This is a genomic window from Haloarcula rubra (assembly GCF_019599465.1).
Taxonomy (GTDB): Archaea; Halobacteriota; Halobacteria; order Halobacteriales; family Haloarculaceae; genus Haloarcula; species Haloarcula rubra.
Genome location: NZ_RKLR01000013.1, coordinates 26,782 through 42,371, shown reverse-complemented (window position 1 = coordinate 42,371; position 15,590 = coordinate 26,782). Strand labels below are relative to the sequence as shown.

The window sequence follows — 15,590 nt, the reverse complement described above, 5'->3', positions numbered from 1 at the left end:
ATGACGAACTTCGAGGTCCGGGCCTACGACGCTGCGGGCCGTCTCGGCGAACTCGAGGTGCCGCGCGCCGGCGTCACGGTCCAGACGCCGACTATCCTCCCCGTGGTCAACCCCCACGTCCAGACGGTCGACCCGTCGGCGCTCGAATCCGAGTTCGGCGCGGAGATTCTCATCACGAACAGCTACATCCTCCACGGCTCCGAGGACCTCCGTGAGCCGGCCCTCGAACGGGGTCTGCACGACCTGCTGGACTTCTCGGGTGCCATCATGACCGACTCGGGGTCGTTCCAACTCGCCGAGTACGGCGACATCGACGTGACCACCGAGGAGATTCTCCAGTTCCAGCACGACATCGGGTCGGACATCGGGACGCCGGTGGACATCCCGACGCCGCCCGACGTCGACCGCGAACGCGCCGAGTCGGAACTCGAGACCACGCAGGAGCGACTGGAGCGAGCGACCGCGGTCGACACCGGCGAGATGCTCGTCTCCGCGCCGGTGCAGGGGTCGACGTACCCCGACCTGCGTGAGCAGGGTGCGCGAGACGCCAAATCGACGGGGCTGGACGTGTTCCCGCTGGGTGCCGTCGTGCCGCTGATGAACGAGTACCGCTACGCCGACCTCGCGGACGTCGTCGCGGCCTGCAAGCGCGGCCTCGGCGAGACGGGACCGGTCCACCTGTTCGGTGCCGGCCACCCGATGATGTTCGCGATGGCGGCGGCGCTGGGCTGTGACCTCTTCGACTCGGCGGCCTACGCCCTGTACGCCCGCGACGACCGCTACCTCACGGTCCGGGGCACCGAACTGCTGGACGACCTCGAGTACTTCCCGTGTCAGTGCCCGGTCTGTACCGACCACACCCCCGCGGGACTTCGTTCGATGGCCGACGATACCCGCGAGGACCTGCTGGCCCGGCACAACCTCCACGTCACCTACGGCGAGATTCGGACCGTCCGGCAGGCCATCCGTTCGGGGAACCTCATGGAACTGGTCGACTCTCGCGCCCGCGGGCACCCGACGATGCTCGACGGCTACCGCGCACTGCTCTCCCACGCCGAGCAACTCGAACGGACCGACCCCGTCTCGAAGGACGCCTTCTTCTACACCTCCACCGAGAGCGCGCGCAGACCCGAGGTGCTGCGCCACCACGAGCGACTGGACCGGTTCGAACTGGACGCCGACTCGGTGCTCCTGACCGAGGGCGGGTCGAACGACCGCTACGACGAGACGTGGGGCGTCGTCCCACCGTTCGGTCCGTACCCCCGCGAACTCGCGGAGACGTATCCGCTGACCGCCGAGGTGCCCGAGCGGACCGACCGGGCGGCCTACGAGGCCGCCGCCGACGGCGTCGCCCGTCTCGTCAGCCTGCACCCCGACGTGGAGTTCACGCTGGTCCACGACGACTGGCCCGCGACGGCGCTGGAGACGGTGCCCGACGGGGTGCGACTGCGTGACCTGCACGCGAGGGACTAGCGAGAGCCCGAACGAAGTGAGGGGTCTCGGATTGCGAGCGGGGAGCGGAGCGACCCGCGAGCAGTAGCGAGGGGCGCGACCGGAGGAGCGGCCCTCGAAGCGACGCGGTGACCGCAGGGAACCGACGAGCAGTAGCGAGTCCGACGGCGAACGGTCGTCTCCGGGCCGTCGACGCGAACCCGGTCGTCGATTGGGCCGTACGCTTATTCTGTTCGACTCCCAACAGTAGCGTGGTATGTCACAGCAAGTCACGAAAGAGCTCGAAGTCGACGAGTACACGCTCGGACTGGTCGGGCCAGAGCAAGAGTGGGCGGGAACGGTCGCCGACGGCGGCACGGTGCGGACACACACGCCACCGGCCTGTTGGGGGCCGATGATTACGCCCGAGTTCCGGGGTGGCCACGAGGTGACGAAACCGATTCGCGTCGACGGCGCAGAGGTCGGTGACGCCATCGCCATCCGCATCAACGACATCGAGGTGACCAGCGTCGCCACCAGCACCGGGTCGATGGACGAACGCGAGGGCGCCTTCGGTGACGACCCGTTCGTCGACCACAAGTGCCCGGAGTGCGGTGCCGAGTGGCCCGAGAGCGTCGTCGAGGGCACCGGCGAGGAGTCCATCCGGTGTGCGGAGTGTGGGGCCAACGCCTCCTCCTTCGCCTTCGAGTACGGTATCACGGCCGTCTTCGACCACGACGGCGAGGTGGGATTGACGGTCGACAGCGAGGCCGCCCACGACCTCGCCGAACGGGCCGACGAGGCCATGGCGCTCCCGGAGAATTCCCGCCAGCACCCCATCCTATTGTACGAACCCTCGGAGATGCCGGGGACGCTCGGACACCTCCGGCCGTTCCTCGGGAACATCGGGACGACGCCGCCCATCGAACTGCCGGACTCGCACAACGCCGGGGACTTCGGCCAGTTCCTCATCGGCGCCGACCACGACTGGGGCCTCGACAGCGAAGACGAACTCGCCGAGCGAACGGACGGGCACATGGACATCAACGCCGTTCGGGAGGGGGCCATCCTCGTCTGCCCGGTGAAGATCGACGGCGGCGGCATCTACGTCGGCGACATGCACGCCAATCAGGGCGACGGCGAACTGGCCTTGCACACCACCGACGTCAGCGGCCACACCGAGTTCGAGGTGGAGGTCATCGAGGGACTAGACATCGATGGGCCGATACTCCTGCCCAACGACGAGGACCTCCCGCACATCGCCAAACCGTACACGGACGACGACGTTGAGGCCGGCGAAGCACTCGGCGCGGAGTACGGCGTCGACGTCGAGACGGACATGGGGCCGATTCAGGTGGTCGGCTCCGGCGCGACGGTCAACGACGCCACCGAGAACGCCTTCGACCGGGCGGGGACGCTGCTGGACATGACCGAGGGCGAGGTGCGCACTCGGTGTACGTTCACCGGTGGCGTCGAAATCGGTCGGCTACCGGGGGTCGTCCAGTTGACCATGCTCGCACCGATGGACCGCCTCGAAGACCGGGGGCTCGACCACCTCGTCCGCGAGCAGTACGACCTGTAGTCGGCCGCGCACGGCGCGCCCTCGGTGGCGAATCGGTCCGAATCTGGAACCCGGCGCCTGCGACCTGATCGATTCGCTTTAGGCCGGTTTAATCTGCGTTAAACGTCGTAAAGTCGGCCCGAAACCGGCCGGAAATCGCCTTCACTGCCACCCCCCACTTTACACCTGTCCCCGGAAGACCGAGTTGCGATGTTCGAAGCAGACCCGCTCACGATGGCAACGTTCGCAAACGACGCGGCGCGGATGGCGATGCAGGCCGGCCCGCCCGCAGACCTGCCCGCGCAGGTACCGGAGTTCGTCGGCGACATCCTCGGGGAGGTCGGCCCCTCGGCCGGCGAGGCCAAGGACGGCATCGGTGAGACCATCAGCGGTCTGACACCGGGCGGCGGTGAGGGCGCCGACACGGCGGCCAACGCGAGCGAGGCCGCGGCTGGCGCGTCCGGCAAGTAACGTCCCCTGACCGCTGACGCTCCCACGCGCGCCGTCGACATGGCGACCGGCGCGTGACCCCACTCCACCGAGCCCCACCCCTCTCGCCGCCCGGTCCCCGCTCGGTTCCTGCCCTCTCTGCCACCCCTCTCAGGGCGCCGACCGCATCCGCGGCGCCTTTCACGCCACCGCCCGTAGCGGCGGGTATGAAGAAGTCGCTTGACGAACACGCGGACCGCTTCTCCGACCACGCCGCCGACTACGACGAGAGTCAGGACTCCCCGGAGTACCGGGCCTGTGCGGACCTCGTCGTCGCCCACGCCGACCCCCAATCTGACGACGTGGTACTCGACTTGGGCACCGGGACGGGCGCTATCGCCTTCGGCCTGGCCGACGCCGCCGGCGAGGTCGTCGGCCGCGACATCAGCGAGGGGATGATCGAACAGGCCCGCGAGAAGGCCGCCGAGGACGGCGTCGCGAACGTCACCTTCGGCGAGGGTCGCTTCCGCGACCCGCAGGTGCCCGACGGCGTCGCCGTCGATATCGTCACCTCGAACTTCGCGATGCACCACCTCGGCGACGACGAGAAGCGCGAGGCCATCGACGTCATCGCCGAACTGGGGCCGCGCCGCATCGTCCTCGGCGACGTGATGTTCTTCGGCGAACCGAACCCAGAGGACCCCTTCTACAGCCCCGAGGTGGACGACCCGGCGACGGTCGGCGTCCTCGCCGATGCCTTCACCGACGCGGGCTACGCACTCACGGCCGTCGAGATGGTCTCCGAACAGGTCGGCGTCCTCGTCGCAGAGCGCCGAGACTAGAGCGACTTCGCGTAGACGTAGCCGTCGACGTCGAGGAACTCGTCGTAGTGGTCGTCGACGCGGAGGAACCCACGCGACTCGTAGAACGCGACGGCGTCGTCGTTGTCGGCCATGACGACCAACCGCAGGCGTCGCCCGCCGCGGTCCCGGACGCCAGACTCGATGGCGTCGAGCAACGCCGTGCCGATACCCTCGCGCCAGTGCCCCGGGTCGACGTAACAGCGTGCGAGTGACCACGTCCGGTCGGCCTCCGTCGGCCCGGCCTCGGCGAACCCGACCACGTCGCCGTCGACCGTCGCGACGAGAAACACGCGGTCCGAGTCCGTGACGGCGTCGTCCAGCCGCGACGGCGTGTAGTACCGCTGGAGGAACGCGTCGACGGTGGCCGCGCCGACGATGTCGTCGTGGGCGCCGTGCCACGCCCGGCGAGCGACGCGCTGGACCGCTGGCACGTCCTCGCAGGTCCCCTTTCGAACCCCCGACATACGCGGACCTATCAACGCGTTCGTAATAAATGCTTGTCAGGAACGGGTGCTACCGGTCCGACGCCGGCTCCAGCCGTGTACCGTCTCTGGGGCAGTAGTCGTAGGAGTCCACCGTCGCCTGAAACCCGCAGTGGGGACACTCCTGCACGACAGTCGGTTCGTCGTCGCCCAACCCCCGGAAGAGGAACGGGACGAACGGGAGGAACAGGAAGACGAACAGGCTATCGAAGTACCACCAGAGCGCCACAGTGACGAGGAGGCTCACGACGAGGCCGACGACGGCCGTCACGGTTCGGGACCCGACCATGCCGGGGCGTTACCGTCCGAGGGGCAAAACCCCACGGCTCCCGGGACGTGCCACGTGACCACACCGCACGCTTTTGTCTGCCGCGGGACGATAGTCGACTAGCCATGTCCGACGCCGACGGGTACTGGCGATTCTGTGCCATCGTCGAGCGAGAGATAATCACGACGCCGACGGTGACGGCGCCGCCCCACACCGAACGGGCCGTCCTCGAACAGCACACCGGGTCCGGCGAGTATCGCCTCCGACCGCTGGACGACGTCACCGACGGCGGCGAGCGGATAGCGTAGTCGGCCGCGTGCGTGCCGTCGACGTGCGCCGCGTCGCGCTCAGCCACCCTGCATCGGCGGGTGGACGCTGAGTTCGGCGTCGGCCGGACAGTGGTCGTCGGCATCCACCGTGGTCCCGTCGACAGAGAGCCGGACGCTCGATTCGAGGGCGCCGTCGTCGAAGAGGTGACGCTCCGCACGCGGGTACGCCTCGACGAGAGCCGACACCGCCTCACGAACCGTCCCGCCGTCGAAGTCGACGGGCACCGTCTTCTCGCCGGTGGCTCCCCGGAGGTGGCCGTACACTGTGACCTCCATGGACACGGTTTCGGACGCGGCGGGGATTACCCTTGCCCGTCTCGGCCCTCGAAGAGCAAGATAGTTGAGCGCCCGTGGCAGAGAAGGTGGCATGACCGACTACTTCGAGGTCCACGAGCGCGACGGCGCCGCGCGACTGGGCGAGTTGCGCCTCGCCGAGTCCGTGACGACCCCGGCGCTGGTCGACGACGTGGACGCCGACACGCCCGGAGACGTCCACCGTCTCCTCCACGACGCCGGCAGTCGCTGGCCGACGCCACAGGAGACGCCGGCGGGCGACGACTCGCAGGTGACGATACTCCCCCACCGCGGCCTGCCAGCGGGCACGCCGGACGAAGTCGCCGACGCGTTCGCTCCCGACTACCCCGACGTCGACTTCCCGAGCGGCGCCGTCGTCTCGCCCGACACCGCCACCGACCACGGCAGCGACGTGTACGTCCTCGCGGGCGCGCCGGGCTACGTCGGCCACGCCTCGGCGTTCGTCGATGCCGTGACGGCGACGCGCGAGGCCGTCCCCGCCGACACCGCACTCTATCTCCCGGGCGTCGCCACCCCCCGGAACGTCGCGACGCTCGTCTACGCGGGCGCCGACGTGGTCGACCCACACCGGGCCGTGATTCGCGGCACCGAGGGTCGCTACCTCACGACGGACGAGGCGTACTTCCTCGAAGACTTAGACGAACTCCCCTGCTCGTGTCCGGCCTGTCAGACGCCGCGCGAGGCGTTCACGCGCGAGGACTGCGTCGAACACAACGTCAACGCCCTCGCCGCCGAACTCCGTCGGGTCCGCCGCCGCATCCGCGACGGCCGTCTGCGTGACTACGTCGAGGGGCAGGCCCGACAGGACAACTGGCTGACGGCGACGTTCCGCCGACTGGACCAGCAGTACGGATACGTCGAACAGCGCACGCCGCTCATCCGCCGCGCCCAACTCTCGGCGGCGAGCGAGGACTCCATCCGCCGCGTCGAGATTCAGCGCTTCGCCGAGCGCGTCACCGACCGCTACGTCCCGCGGTTCGACGACCGGCCGCTGGTCATCGTCCCCTGCTCGGCCCGCAAGCCCTACAGCGACTCCCAGAGCCACAAGCAGTACCACGACGCCGTCCACTGGCGCGCCCACATGCTGTCGATGACGTCGCCCATCGGCGTCGTTCCGCAGGAACTCGAACTCACCTACCCCGCCCAGCACTACGACTCCGTGGTGACCGGCCGCTGGACTGCCAACGAGATAGAGTTCGTCTCGCAGGTGCTCGAACGCTACCTCGCCGACGCCGACTACCCCGACATCATCGCGCACGTCCCCGGCGAGGGGTACCGCGACATCTGCGAACGCGTCGAGGACTCGCTCGGACTGGACTTCACGTACACCGTCACGGACCACCCGACGACGGCCGACTCGCTCGGTAACCTCGCGGCCGAACTGGAGGGGTGGGACACCTACCAGAAGTCCACCCGCGAGGCCAACACGATTCGGGCCGTCGCCGACTACCAGTTCGGCGCCGGTGCCGGCGACGAGTTGTTCCCCGACATCGGCACGCAGGGTCGGTACCCACAGCTACGGGCCGACGACGAAGACGGCGAGCAACTGGCGGCGCTGGCCCAGCAGTACGGCGTCCTCTCGATGACGCTCGCGGGCGCACGCCGCTGGGTCGAGAGCGCCGTCCCGACGAAGACCGTCGAGATAGAGCCGTTCGTCCCTCACGGGTCGGTGCTCGCGCCGGGCATCGTCGACGCCAGCGACGACATCCGCGTCGGCGACGAAGTCGTCGTGCGGGGCGACGCCGCCTTCGGCGTCGGTCGCGCGGAGATGCACGGCTCTGAGATGCAGTCCTCGACGCGGGGCATCGCCGTCCAGATGCGCCACGTCGAAGAGCGGTAGGGCCACCCGCGCAGCAAAAATCGAAAGGTAGCAGACCCGTCTCGATTGCCCTCACGACCTAGTCGTGTTCGTGAGTGACGTCGGCACGATTGATGTCCGCGAGAACCTCGTCGAACGACACTTTTCCATCATCCGCCTGTATGTTCTCTGGGTCGAGCGCGTCCGTATCGAGGATTTCTTTCGGGGTCAGCCATACCCATTTACAGCCTTCGTTGTCTCCATCAATGAACGCAGTGAAATCATGGAGTTCGTGTTCGAGAAATTCCTTACTGAACGGTGCCAACAGCGGCGATGGAGCTTCGAACTTACCCTCGTAGTCCGGGATATCCTCGCCGCTGAGGTCGCCGACGACGATTCGCATTGCCATACCGAGAACGTGGTGTGGCCCGCAGTACATGTCGTAGAGGCCTTCGGTCTCGAACCGATAGAGCCACGCTCCACCGGCGTTGACGACCGGTGACGAGAACGGTGGGGCCTGTTCTGGAACCCGCCGCTGGAACCCATGTGCCGGGTGATACGCCGTAATCGTGTGGTCCGGGAATTTAAATGTGAACTGGACGATATCACCGGGGTCCACGGAGAGTCCACTGGGCGCGAAGTGGAACATCGGCGGCTCCGGAGGGTTTGGCGGGATTACGTGCAGTTCGACCACGTGGTCCGGTTCCAATCTCTTCGGGATATCGTCGGCGTTCGGGGTCGAATAGCCGTAATGTGAGTCGATACGCGGCGGATGCGGGTCGTCGTGCTTTGCGACCGCGCTACCGGTACCAAGAGATACTGCAGTTCCGACACCGAGAAGCTTCATCACGGACCGACGGTCGATACCGTGGTTTTTGATTACTTCGAGTAGCTCTGCGTCACTGAGGTCCAATTCCTCGATTGAAGGTCGATCAGTCATGTTCGTTCTTTCTCAGTTTTTCTCAATCCACTGTTTCGGCGAGACGGGCTGCTTCTCATCCAGTTTTGGCTATCCTCCTCCGAGTTATCTGTGTTTATTGTGAACATGTGTCAGGATAAGTAGTAGCACGTTACCGGGGTAGCGGCTCCGGAAACGCTCTCGGTACCGACCGAGGAGCGATTCGTCCGAGAGGCCGACGAGCGCCCGCCAGAGGCGTTCCCGAACCCTGCGCCGGAGGTGGAACGCGACCACAGAGACAAACCCCGCCGGTACGCGGAGTCGGTCGTCGCGCCGGACGACCACGTCGCCGTCGCGGGGACCGTCCGGGAGACCGACGACGGACTCGTCCTCGGCGAGGACGTCCACATCGCCGTGGGGTCGCTGTCGACGGCGGCGACCCGGTACCGGAACCGGGCGGCGATGTACGGTGTGGCCGGCACCGTCGGCGTCCTCGTGGGACTCCGGGCGCTGGCGCTCGTCTTCGGCGTCGCCTGAGCACCGCGTGACTTATCGGCGGACGCGACGAACGACGCGTATGGACCCGTCGCGGTTCCGTCGGTACGCGCCCGCCGTCGCGTTCGCCGGCCTGTTACTCGTCACGTCGCTCGTGCCGGTGCCCGAGAGCGGCGCGGACGCGGTGCCGACACTGCTCGGCGTCGCACTCGACAAGTGGGTCCACGCCGGGAGCTACGGGGTGCTGACGACGCTCCTCGCGTGGGGGCGGCGAACCCGGACTGTCGCCGTCGTCGCCGCTCTCGCGACTCTCGCCGTCGGCTACGGCGCCGGCATCGAGTTCCTGCAAGGGTTGGTCGCGACCCGTGACACGAGCGGTGCGGACTTCCTCGCCAACGCCGTCGGCGCCGGCCTCGCCGGCGTGGGATGGTTGGCGGTGCGCGACCGCATCGCTCGCGAGGCCTAACGAAGGCGATATACGCACCCGTCGGCAAAAGCGGCGTAATGAGCAAGCCCAGTCCCGACGTCTACGAGCAGGGCAAGGGCATGGACGCCCACAATTCGGTGATGCGCGATATCCGGTCGCGCAACGACTCGACGTACGACCCCCGTGAACCCACGCGCGTCTGGCTAGACGAGGACAACACGCCCGACGGCGTCTACCAGAGCCTGACCATCATCCTCAACACCGGCGGCTGTCGGTGGGCCCGCGCCGGCGGGTGTACGATGTGCGGGTACGTCGCCGAGTCCGTCGAGGGCGGCAGCGTCGCCCACGAGGACCTGATGGCACAGATTCGGCACTGTCTCGACCACGAGGCCGAGGAGGCCGACGAGCAGAGCGGCCTCATCAAGATTTACACCTCCGGGAGTTTCCTCGACGAGCGTGAAGTCCCCGCCGAGACGCGGCAGGCCATCGCCGACACGTTCGCCGACCGCGAGCGCATCGTCGTCGAGTCCTTGCCGGACTTCGTCCAGGAGGACCGCGTCGCGGATTTCGTCGACGCCGGACTAGAGACGGACGTGGCCGTCGGGCTAGAGACGGCGACCGACCGCGTGCGCCACGACTGCGTGAACAAGTACTTCGACTTCGCGGACTTCGAAGAGGCCTGTGCCGCGGCACGGGACGCGGGTGCCGGCGTCAAGGCCTACCTCCTGATGAAGCCGCCGTTCCTCTCGGAGAGCGAGGCCGTCGCGGACATGAAGCGCTCCGTCAGGAAGTGTGCCGCCGTCGACGGCTGTCACACCGTCTCGATGAACCCCTGTAACGTCCAGCGGTACACGATGGTCGAGGAACTGTACCACGACGGCGGCTACCGCCCGCCGTGGCTCTGGTCGGTCGCCGCAGTGCTCGAGTCGACCGCCGACGAGGACGTCATCGTCGTCTCTGACCCCGTCGGCCACGGCAGCGACCGCGGCCCGCACAACTGCGGTGAGTGCGACGACCGGGTCCAGCGAGCCATCAAGGACTTCGACCTGCGACAGGACCCGAGCGTCTTCGAGCAAGTCGACTGCGAGTGCGAAGCCACCTACGAGGCCGTCATCGAACGCGAGACCAGTTACTCGATGCCGCTGGCGCGGTAATCGTCCCGCTTTCACGTACGTTTATACCGGATTTCGCCCAACCAGTCCACGTGGACTACCGGACATCGCTCGCTGCGGTCGGTGGGGCGGTCACGACCTTCCTGTTAGTGACTGTGACCATCATCGAACTCGTGAACGTCGAGTTCTCCGCGCTCGTCGCGCTCCCCCTCGGACTCCTCGCCGGCCTCGGGACGCTCATGGCGGTGGCGCTCGAACTCGCGGACCTGCCGCCGGAGCGTCGCCGTCTGCTGTTCGCCTACGCCGCGTTCGGGCCGGCGGTGTTGCTGGTACTCGCGCTCTCGTACGTGAACGTCGGCCGGTCGCTGTTCACCGTCGAGGTGGCCGTCGGCGTCGGACTGCTCGCCACTGCCGCCGTGTACGTCTCGCTGTGGCGTCGCGAGAGCGCCGCGTAGACTGCGGGGTTGGGACGGCAGGACGGACCGGCGTGTCAGAGCACGTCGTCCGGGTCGTGTTTCGCCTGCATCCGTTCGACTTCGCCAGCGTAGCGGTCTCGCGTCTCGGCGTCGTCGACGCGCCCGAGGTTGTCCGGGTCGACGGCCATCGAGACGGGCGTCTCCCGGTGGTCGCCGGTGTAGGAGGTCAGCGCCCGCTCTTTGCGGAAGTCCCGCTGGCCGTCCGGGGTGGCGTAGGTGAGGACGATGAGGTTCTGCTCGTCGTCGGAGTAAGTCCGTTCGACCAGCCATACTCGGACCGACTCGTCGGCGGCGGTGGTGTCGTCCGTGCTCATACTGTCGGGTAGGTGTCGGCAGAAGATGAGTGTGGTGACTGTTCCCAGTCCTCGAGACGGCCGGTTTCACTTTCACTCCGGTAGGCTGGCGTTTTTACCATCGGGGGCTATATTGATTCGTAGGGGCCGCGGAACATGTCACACGCTCCACTGGCCCCATCCTATCCCCTTTGGACCACACTCCCGTAGCGACCGGACAGAGGGGGTTGTTACCGACCGAGAGTGACGACAGCGAGCGGCCACAGCACGAAGTCACTCTATCGGGACCAGTTCGACTGCGACGACCAGCGCGACGGCGTCGCGATAGAAACAGACGGCCGGACCGCACTCACGAGAACGGGAACGACGATAGCCTGCGGTTAGTCGGCGAAGCCCTGCAGGACGGGCTTGCCGTCGGTGCGGCCCAAATCGTCGAGCGACGCCCGCTCGGGGTGGGGCATCATCACGGCGACGTGGTCCGAGTCACCGGTGACACCCGCGACGGCGTGTTTCGACCCGTTGGGGTTCGCTTCGGGCGTGACGTTGCCCTCGGCGTCGCAGTACTTGAAGATGATTCGGTCCTCGGCTTCGAGTTCGTCGAGTCGCTCGTCGGTAATCTCGTAGCGCCCTTCGCCGTGGGCGATGGGGAGTTCGACGACGTCGCCCTCCTCGTAGTGGCGGGTCCACGGCGTGTCGGCGTTCTCGACGCGGAGGTGGACGTGTTCACACTGGAAGCGGGCGCTCTCGTTAGTGGTGAACACGCCGGGGGTGAGCGAGGACTCACAGCCGATTTGGGCGCCGTTGCAGACGCCCAGCACCGGCGTCCCGTCGGCGGCGGCCTCCCGCACCTCCTCCATGATGGGCGAGCGAGCGGCCATCGCGCCGGCCCGGAGATAGTCACCGTAGGAGAACCCACCGGGGAGCATGATGCCGTCGACGTCGTCGGGCAGACCGTCCTCGTGCCAGACGAGTTCGGCGTCGAAGCCCAGCGTCTCGAGGGCGCGCACGGAGTCGCGGTCGCAGTTCGACCCGCCGAACTGGATGACGGCGATGGTCACAGTGACCACCCCGTGTGGGAACCGAGCATCGGCGTCAGTGTGACGGCTATCATTCCCGTTCGGCGACCTCCACGTCGTAGTCGTGGATGGTCGGGTTCGCGAGGAGGCGTTCGGCCATCTCCTCGGCGCGTTCGGCGGCCTCGTCGGCCCCGTCGGCGTCGAGGTCGATCTCGAACCGGTCGGCCGACCGCAGGTCGTCGAGGTCGAAGCCGAGGCGTTCGAGTTGCCGCTGGGTAGTCTCGGCCTCGGGGTCCAGGACGCCCCGCTTGAGGCGAACGGTGACGGTCGCGGTGAAGGCAGTCATTACTGAGAGCCGGGCGGGGGGCGGAGAAAACGCTTGTGTTATCGGAGCGCGGGCACCGCCGTCCACTCGCGTGGCTGGTCGGGCAGCCCCCGTACCCGGATTTCGACGCCGTCGTCGGTATCGCGCACCTCGACGCGGCCGTCGAACGACTGGGCGATACTCCCGAGGACTCGGTCCTCGTGGGCGTCGGGGTCGATGGCACACACGCCCAGTCCGTCGGCGGTCCGGATGCGACTGGTGACGGTGTTGACGAAGCGAAACACCGGCCGAACGTCGTCGTTGTAGACGAGGAGCGGTGTCAGCGTGTAGATGCCCGTCCGGGCCGTGTCGTACCCGCGGGCGTAGACGGACTCGTACTGCCCGGCGTACTCGATACCGATGCCGGTGAGGTCTCCGGGGGACCCGACGGCCGAGACGAACTCGCCGAGGTCGGCGTCGTCGTCCTGCGAGCAGTCGACGACGCGGACTCGTTCGCTGGGGCCCTCGCCGCCGACTCGCTCGTAGTCCGCCAGCGTCTCGCGAGCGCTCGTGTCGGCCGTGATGACGAGGACGGCGTCGTCGCCGAGCAAGAGGCGGAGGAGCAACTCTCGGGTCCCACCAAGCGTCGGCCCCGTCACGAGCAGGTTCGTCCCCGTCGCCACCGGTTCCAGCGGCAGGCGCTCGAACTCGTAGACCGTGTCCCCCTGTAACGACACCTCACTCACCTCCGCCGCCGAGTCGACGGCGCAACAGGAGTTGTTCTTCGACCTCGTCGGCGAACCGCCGGAGGTCGTCCAGTTCTGCCCGCGTGTACGAGCGCGGTTCGTCGTCGATACAGCAGACCGCGCCCAGCGCGTTCCCCTCCTCGTCGGTGATGCGAGCGCCGGCGTACGACCGGATGTTCAGTTCGTCCAGCCGGTCGACTTCGGCAAAACGGGGGTCCTCGTGGGTGTCCTCGACGACCATCTCCTCGTCGGTGAGGATGGTGTGGGTACAGATGCTGTCTTCCCGCGCCAGCGTTCGCCAGTTGGCCCCCGTACAGGCGACGAACCGCTCCTCGTGTTCGTCGACCAGACCGACGAAGGCGACGTCGATGTCGAAGTGCGTCGTCATCAGCGCCGTCAGGCGCTCGAACGTCGCCTCGGCGGACAGTTCGGCCACGTCGTACGCCCGGACCGCCGCCAGTCGCTCGGTCTCGTTCTCGGGGAGCGGGTAGGCCGCCTGCGTCGCCTCGGCGGTGGCCCCCTCGACGACGTCGACGAGTCGGTCGCGGGCGTCCGGGACCGACTGCGGGACGTACTCCACGATCTGGTCCCGGCCGCCACGGGGCAACTCCGAGGGCGACGCAGAGGTGAAGAAGACACAGGCGCAGTCCGGACGTCGGTCGCGGACGGTCCCCACCACGTCGAACCCGTCGCCGTCGGGGAACCTGAACGCGGTCACGACACAGTCGACGTCGTCGTCGAGCGCGGCCTCGACGGCCGAGACGGACGACGCCGCCAGCACGTCGAAACCGGCCGATTCGAGCGCTGTCACCGTTGCCGACCGACGCTCGTCGTCGGCGTCGGCACAGACCACAGTCGCCAACGTACCTCTCACGTGCCCACCCTGTGGCCCCAACAACTAAGCTATACCGCCGTTGGAGGGCGGAAAACGAAGGCTTTTGCATCGCCCCTGCCGAACTGGACGCCAATGAACCCCTGTATCCGCCGGAGGTGGCAGGTATGACCCACGGTCTCACCGAGATTACCGTCGTCGGTGACGACGACACGGGACTCATCGCCGAGGTCACGTCCCTGCTGTTCGAGCGCGGCATCAACATAGAGGACCTGGACCAGGCGGTCCGCGACGGCGTCTTCCGGATGACGATGCACGTCGACACCGCCGAGATGGTGACGACGGAGGAGAAACTCCGGGAAGACCTCACCGAACTCGGCGACGAGTTGGGCGTCGACCTACAGGTCCGGTTCCCCGCCGACCGCGAGACCCAGTCCATCGCCGTCCTCGTCACGAAGGAGTCCCACTGCCTCGAAGCCCTGTTCGAGGCGTGGGCCAACGGCGACCTCGGCGCGGACATCGAGGTGGTCATCGGCAACCACGACGACCTCGAACCGCTGGCCCGGAAGTACGACGTCCCCTTCCACGACATCGGCGACGAGAAGGGCACGCCCGACGAGGAGCGACTTCTCGAACTGCTCGCGGAGTACGACGCCGACCTCATCGCGCTGGCCCGCTACATGCGCATCCTCTCGCCGGACGTCGTCTTCCGCTACGAGAGCCGCATCATCAACGTCCACCCGAGCCTCCTGCCCGCGTTCCCCGGTGCCTCGGCGTACATGCAGGCCATCGAGGAGGGGGTCCGTATCGCCGGCGTCACCGGCCACTACGTGACGACCGACTTAGACCAGGGCCCCATCATCACCCAGCGAGCGTTCAACGTCCCCGACGACGCCACCGAGGAGGAACTGCAGGAACTCGGCCAGCCGCTGGAGGCGGAGGCGCTCATCGAGGCCATCAAACTCCACCTGAACGACGAGGTGACGGTCCACCGCGGCCGGACGAAGCTCCGGGACCCCGAGGAGACCGAGGTCCAACTGGGCGCGCCGGAGACGCTCGACGACGAGAACCCGGACCGCCCCATCGACGGCCTCGGCGAGTTCGTCGCCGGTGACGAACCGGGGGCCGAGGCAGACGACTGAGACGTAGCCGACCGCGCGGGAGCGCGTGCCGGATTCTTCCCCACCCGTTCGCAGGCGCGACTCTCCGTCGTGCTCAAATCTCGTAGCGAGCGATGTCGACGGACGCGCAGCGAGGGCACCGTTCTACGTGTGCGTCGACCGAGGTCCCACAGCGACAGCACTCGTGGACCACCGTCGACGTGTCGCCACACCGGGGACACGACGACCCACCGAACGCGACGTACGCGACCAACCGCTCCACGACGGTCATCGGTCGTCCCTCCACCGTCCGCGACTGTCCGTCCCGCGAGCGGACCGACGACGGCCCGCGTGGTCGACTGCGCTGTCTCGACGCCCGTCGGGGCGGGTCGATGCCGTCCGTCGTGTCGAGATA

General features: G+C 67.6%; 21 protein-coding genes. 11 read left to right on the top strand and 10 right to left on the bottom strand.

What is annotated here, in order from left to right; genetic code table 11:
* The 4 genes from tgtA to EGH21_RS20370 all read left to right on the top strand — a co-directional run bounded on the left by tgtA (position 1) and on the right by EGH21_RS20370 (position 4,263).
* On the top strand, positions 1-1,473 hold the full coding sequence (tgtA, locus tag EGH21_RS20385) for a tRNA guanosine(15) transglycosylase TgtA (protein ID WP_220620252.1): 1,473 nt from the start codon (positions 1-3) through the stop codon (positions 1,471-1,473).
* Positions 1,474-1,708: 235 nt separating this feature from the next.
* Positions 1,709-3,013 carry an acetamidase/formamidase family protein gene (locus tag EGH21_RS20380; RefSeq protein ID WP_220620251.1) on the top strand — a complete coding sequence of 435 codons (1,305 nt, stop codon included), beginning with the start codon at positions 1,709-1,711 and terminating at the stop codon, positions 3,011-3,013.
* Between the two features lie 189 nt (positions 3,014-3,202).
* Positions 3,203-3,463 carry a hypothetical protein gene (locus EGH21_RS20375; RefSeq protein ID WP_220620250.1) on the top strand — a complete coding sequence of 87 codons (261 nt, stop codon included), beginning with the start codon at positions 3,203-3,205 and terminating at the stop codon, positions 3,461-3,463.
* A gap of 185 nt (positions 3,464-3,648) precedes the next feature.
* On the top strand, positions 3,649-4,263 hold the full coding sequence (locus tag EGH21_RS20370) for a class I SAM-dependent methyltransferase (protein WP_220620249.1): 615 nt from the start codon (positions 3,649-3,651) through the stop codon (positions 4,261-4,263).
* Here the strand turns inward: EGH21_RS20370 and EGH21_RS20365 are convergent.
* Entirely contained in the window at positions 4,260-4,748 is a 489-nt protein-coding gene (locus tag EGH21_RS20365) for a GNAT family N-acetyltransferase (RefSeq protein WP_220620248.1), read from the bottom strand. The genes EGH21_RS20370 and EGH21_RS20365 overlap by 4 nt on opposite strands.
* 49 nt (positions 4,749-4,797) lie before the next feature.
* Positions 4,798-5,055 carry a hypothetical protein gene (locus tag EGH21_RS20360; RefSeq protein ID WP_220620247.1) on the bottom strand — a complete coding sequence of 86 codons (258 nt, stop codon included), beginning with the start codon at positions 5,053-5,055 and terminating at the stop codon, positions 4,798-4,800.
* Positions 5,056-5,159: 104 nt separating this feature from the next.
* Here EGH21_RS20360 and EGH21_RS20355 point away from each other — a divergent pair, with 104 nt between their 5' ends.
* The gene (locus EGH21_RS20355) at positions 5,160-5,342 is read left to right on the top strand and encodes a hypothetical protein (RefSeq protein ID WP_220620246.1); all 183 of its coding nucleotides are present in this window, start codon (positions 5,160-5,162) and stop codon (positions 5,340-5,342) included.
* 39 nt (positions 5,343-5,381) lie between these two features.
* On the opposite strand, the gene EGH21_RS20350 is transcribed toward EGH21_RS20355, so the two are convergent.
* Positions 5,382-5,639 carry a ubiquitin-like small modifier protein 1 gene (locus tag EGH21_RS20350; RefSeq protein WP_220620245.1) on the bottom strand — a complete coding sequence of 86 codons (258 nt, stop codon included), beginning with the start codon at positions 5,637-5,639 and terminating at the stop codon, positions 5,382-5,384.
* Between the two features lie 91 nt (positions 5,640-5,730).
* Between EGH21_RS20350 and arcS the strand changes: the two genes are divergently transcribed.
* Positions 5,731-7,518, top strand: coding sequence for an archaeosine synthase subunit alpha (gene arcS / locus EGH21_RS20345; RefSeq protein ID WP_220620244.1), 1,788 nt, complete (start codon positions 5,731-5,733; stop codon positions 7,516-7,518).
* A gap of 58 nt (positions 7,519-7,576) precedes the next feature.
* Here the strand turns inward: arcS and EGH21_RS20340 are convergent, their stop codons facing one another.
* Positions 7,577-8,389 (bottom strand): cupredoxin domain-containing protein, encoded by an 813-nt coding sequence (locus EGH21_RS20340; RefSeq protein ID WP_220620243.1) that lies wholly within the window; start codon positions 8,387-8,389, stop codon positions 7,577-7,579.
* A 264-nt stretch (positions 8,390-8,653) separates the two neighbouring features.
* Between EGH21_RS20340 and EGH21_RS20335 the strand changes: the two genes are divergently transcribed.
* Genes EGH21_RS20335 through EGH21_RS20320 form a run of 4 tightly spaced genes read left to right on the top strand, consistent with a single transcriptional unit; the run spans position 8,654 to position 10,863 of the window.
* Complete coding sequence (locus EGH21_RS20335) at positions 8,654-8,911, top strand: hypothetical protein (protein WP_220620242.1); 258 nt, start codon at positions 8,654-8,656, stop codon at positions 8,909-8,911.
* Positions 8,912-8,951: 40 nt separating this feature from the next.
* Positions 8,952-9,335, top strand: coding sequence for a VanZ family protein (locus tag EGH21_RS20330; protein WP_220620241.1), 384 nt, complete (start codon positions 8,952-8,954; stop codon positions 9,333-9,335).
* 38 nt (positions 9,336-9,373) lie between these two features.
* On the top strand, positions 9,374-10,450 hold the full coding sequence (locus tag EGH21_RS20325) for an archaeosine biosynthesis radical SAM protein RaSEA (RefSeq protein ID WP_220620240.1): 1,077 nt from the start codon (positions 9,374-9,376) through the stop codon (positions 10,448-10,450).
* Between the two features lie 50 nt (positions 10,451-10,500).
* Positions 10,501-10,863, top strand: a complete 363-nt coding sequence (locus EGH21_RS20320; protein ID WP_220620239.1) for a DUF8147 domain-containing protein — start codon at positions 10,501-10,503, stop codon at positions 10,861-10,863.
* Between the two features lie 35 nt (positions 10,864-10,898).
* On the opposite strand, the gene EGH21_RS20315 is transcribed toward EGH21_RS20320, so the two are convergent.
* The 5 genes from EGH21_RS20315 to EGH21_RS20295 form a co-directional block, all read right to left on the bottom strand.
* Positions 10,899-11,198: a DUF7967 family protein gene (locus EGH21_RS20315; protein WP_220620238.1), complete on the bottom strand. Its 300-nt coding sequence runs from the start codon at positions 11,196-11,198 to the stop codon at positions 10,899-10,901.
* A gap of 359 nt (positions 11,199-11,557) precedes the next feature.
* The gene (gene purQ / locus EGH21_RS20310) at positions 11,558-12,235 is read right to left on the bottom strand and encodes a phosphoribosylformylglycinamidine synthase I (RefSeq protein ID WP_220620237.1); all 678 of its coding nucleotides are present in this window, start codon (positions 12,233-12,235) and stop codon (positions 11,558-11,560) included.
* Positions 12,236-12,284: 49 nt separating this feature from the next.
* On the bottom strand, positions 12,285-12,539 hold the full coding sequence (gene purS, locus EGH21_RS20305) for a phosphoribosylformylglycinamidine synthase subunit PurS (RefSeq protein ID WP_220620236.1): 255 nt from the start codon (positions 12,537-12,539) through the stop codon (positions 12,285-12,287).
* Between the two features lie 38 nt (positions 12,540-12,577).
* Positions 12,578-13,234, bottom strand: coding sequence for a DUF7504 family protein (locus EGH21_RS20300; protein ID WP_220620235.1), 657 nt, complete (start codon positions 13,232-13,234; stop codon positions 12,578-12,580).
* 1 nt (position 13,235) lies between these two features.
* On the bottom strand, positions 13,236-14,117 hold the full coding sequence (locus EGH21_RS20295) for a GAF domain-containing protein (RefSeq protein ID WP_328765730.1): 882 nt from the start codon (positions 14,115-14,117) through the stop codon (positions 13,236-13,238).
* 125 nt (positions 14,118-14,242) lie between these two features.
* On the opposite strand from EGH21_RS20295, the gene EGH21_RS20290 reads away from it, so the two are divergent.
* Complete coding sequence (locus EGH21_RS20290) at positions 14,243-15,217, top strand: formyltetrahydrofolate deformylase (protein WP_220620234.1); 975 nt, start codon at positions 14,243-14,245, stop codon at positions 15,215-15,217.
* 73 nt (positions 15,218-15,290) lie between these two features.
* Here the strand turns inward: EGH21_RS20290 and EGH21_RS20285 are convergent, their stop codons facing one another.
* Entirely contained in the window at positions 15,291-15,467 is a 177-nt protein-coding gene (locus tag EGH21_RS20285; RefSeq protein WP_220620297.1) for a hypothetical protein, read from the bottom strand.
* Positions 15,468-15,590: the final 123 nt, after the last annotated feature.

Bases quoted from the DNA above. Each gene is read 5' to 3' on its own strand.
- tgtA (WP_220620252.1), top strand. From the start codon at position 1: ATGACGAACTTCGAGGTCCGGGCCTACGACGCTGCGGGCCGTCTCGGC.
- EGH21_RS20380 (WP_220620251.1), top strand. From the start codon at position 1,709: ATGTCACAGCAAGTCACGAAAGAGCTCGAAGTCGACGAGTACACGCTC.
- EGH21_RS20375 (WP_220620250.1), top strand. From the start codon at position 3,203: ATGTTCGAAGCAGACCCGCTCACGATGGCAACGTTCGCAAACGACGCG.
- EGH21_RS20370 (WP_220620249.1), top strand. From the start codon at position 3,649: ATGAAGAAGTCGCTTGACGAACACGCGGACCGCTTCTCCGACCACGCC.
- EGH21_RS20365 (WP_220620248.1), bottom strand. From the start codon at position 4,748: ATGTCGGGGGTTCGAAAGGGGACCTGCGAGGACGTGCCAGCGGTCCAG.
- EGH21_RS20360 (WP_220620247.1), bottom strand. From the start codon at position 5,055: ATGGTCGGGTCCCGAACCGTGACGGCCGTCGTCGGCCTCGTCGTGAGC.
- EGH21_RS20355 (WP_220620246.1), top strand. From the start codon at position 5,160: ATGTCCGACGCCGACGGGTACTGGCGATTCTGTGCCATCGTCGAGCGA.
- EGH21_RS20350 (WP_220620245.1), bottom strand. From the start codon at position 5,639: ATGGAGGTCACAGTGTACGGCCACCTCCGGGGAGCCACCGGCGAGAAG.
- arcS (WP_220620244.1), top strand. From the start codon at position 5,731: ATGACCGACTACTTCGAGGTCCACGAGCGCGACGGCGCCGCGCGACTG.
- EGH21_RS20330 (WP_220620241.1), top strand. From the start codon at position 8,952: ATGGACCCGTCGCGGTTCCGTCGGTACGCGCCCGCCGTCGCGTTCGCC.
- EGH21_RS20325 (WP_220620240.1), top strand. From the start codon at position 9,374: ATGAGCAAGCCCAGTCCCGACGTCTACGAGCAGGGCAAGGGCATGGAC.
- EGH21_RS20315 (WP_220620238.1), bottom strand. From the start codon at position 11,198: ATGAGCACGGACGACACCACCGCCGCCGACGAGTCGGTCCGAGTATGG.
- purS (WP_220620236.1), bottom strand. From the start codon at position 12,539: ATGACTGCCTTCACCGCGACCGTCACCGTTCGCCTCAAGCGGGGCGTC.
- EGH21_RS20290 (WP_220620234.1), top strand. From the start codon at position 14,243: ATGACCCACGGTCTCACCGAGATTACCGTCGTCGGTGACGACGACACG.
- EGH21_RS20285 (WP_220620297.1), bottom strand. From the start codon at position 15,467: ATGACCGTCGTGGAGCGGTTGGTCGCGTACGTCGCGTTCGGTGGGTCG.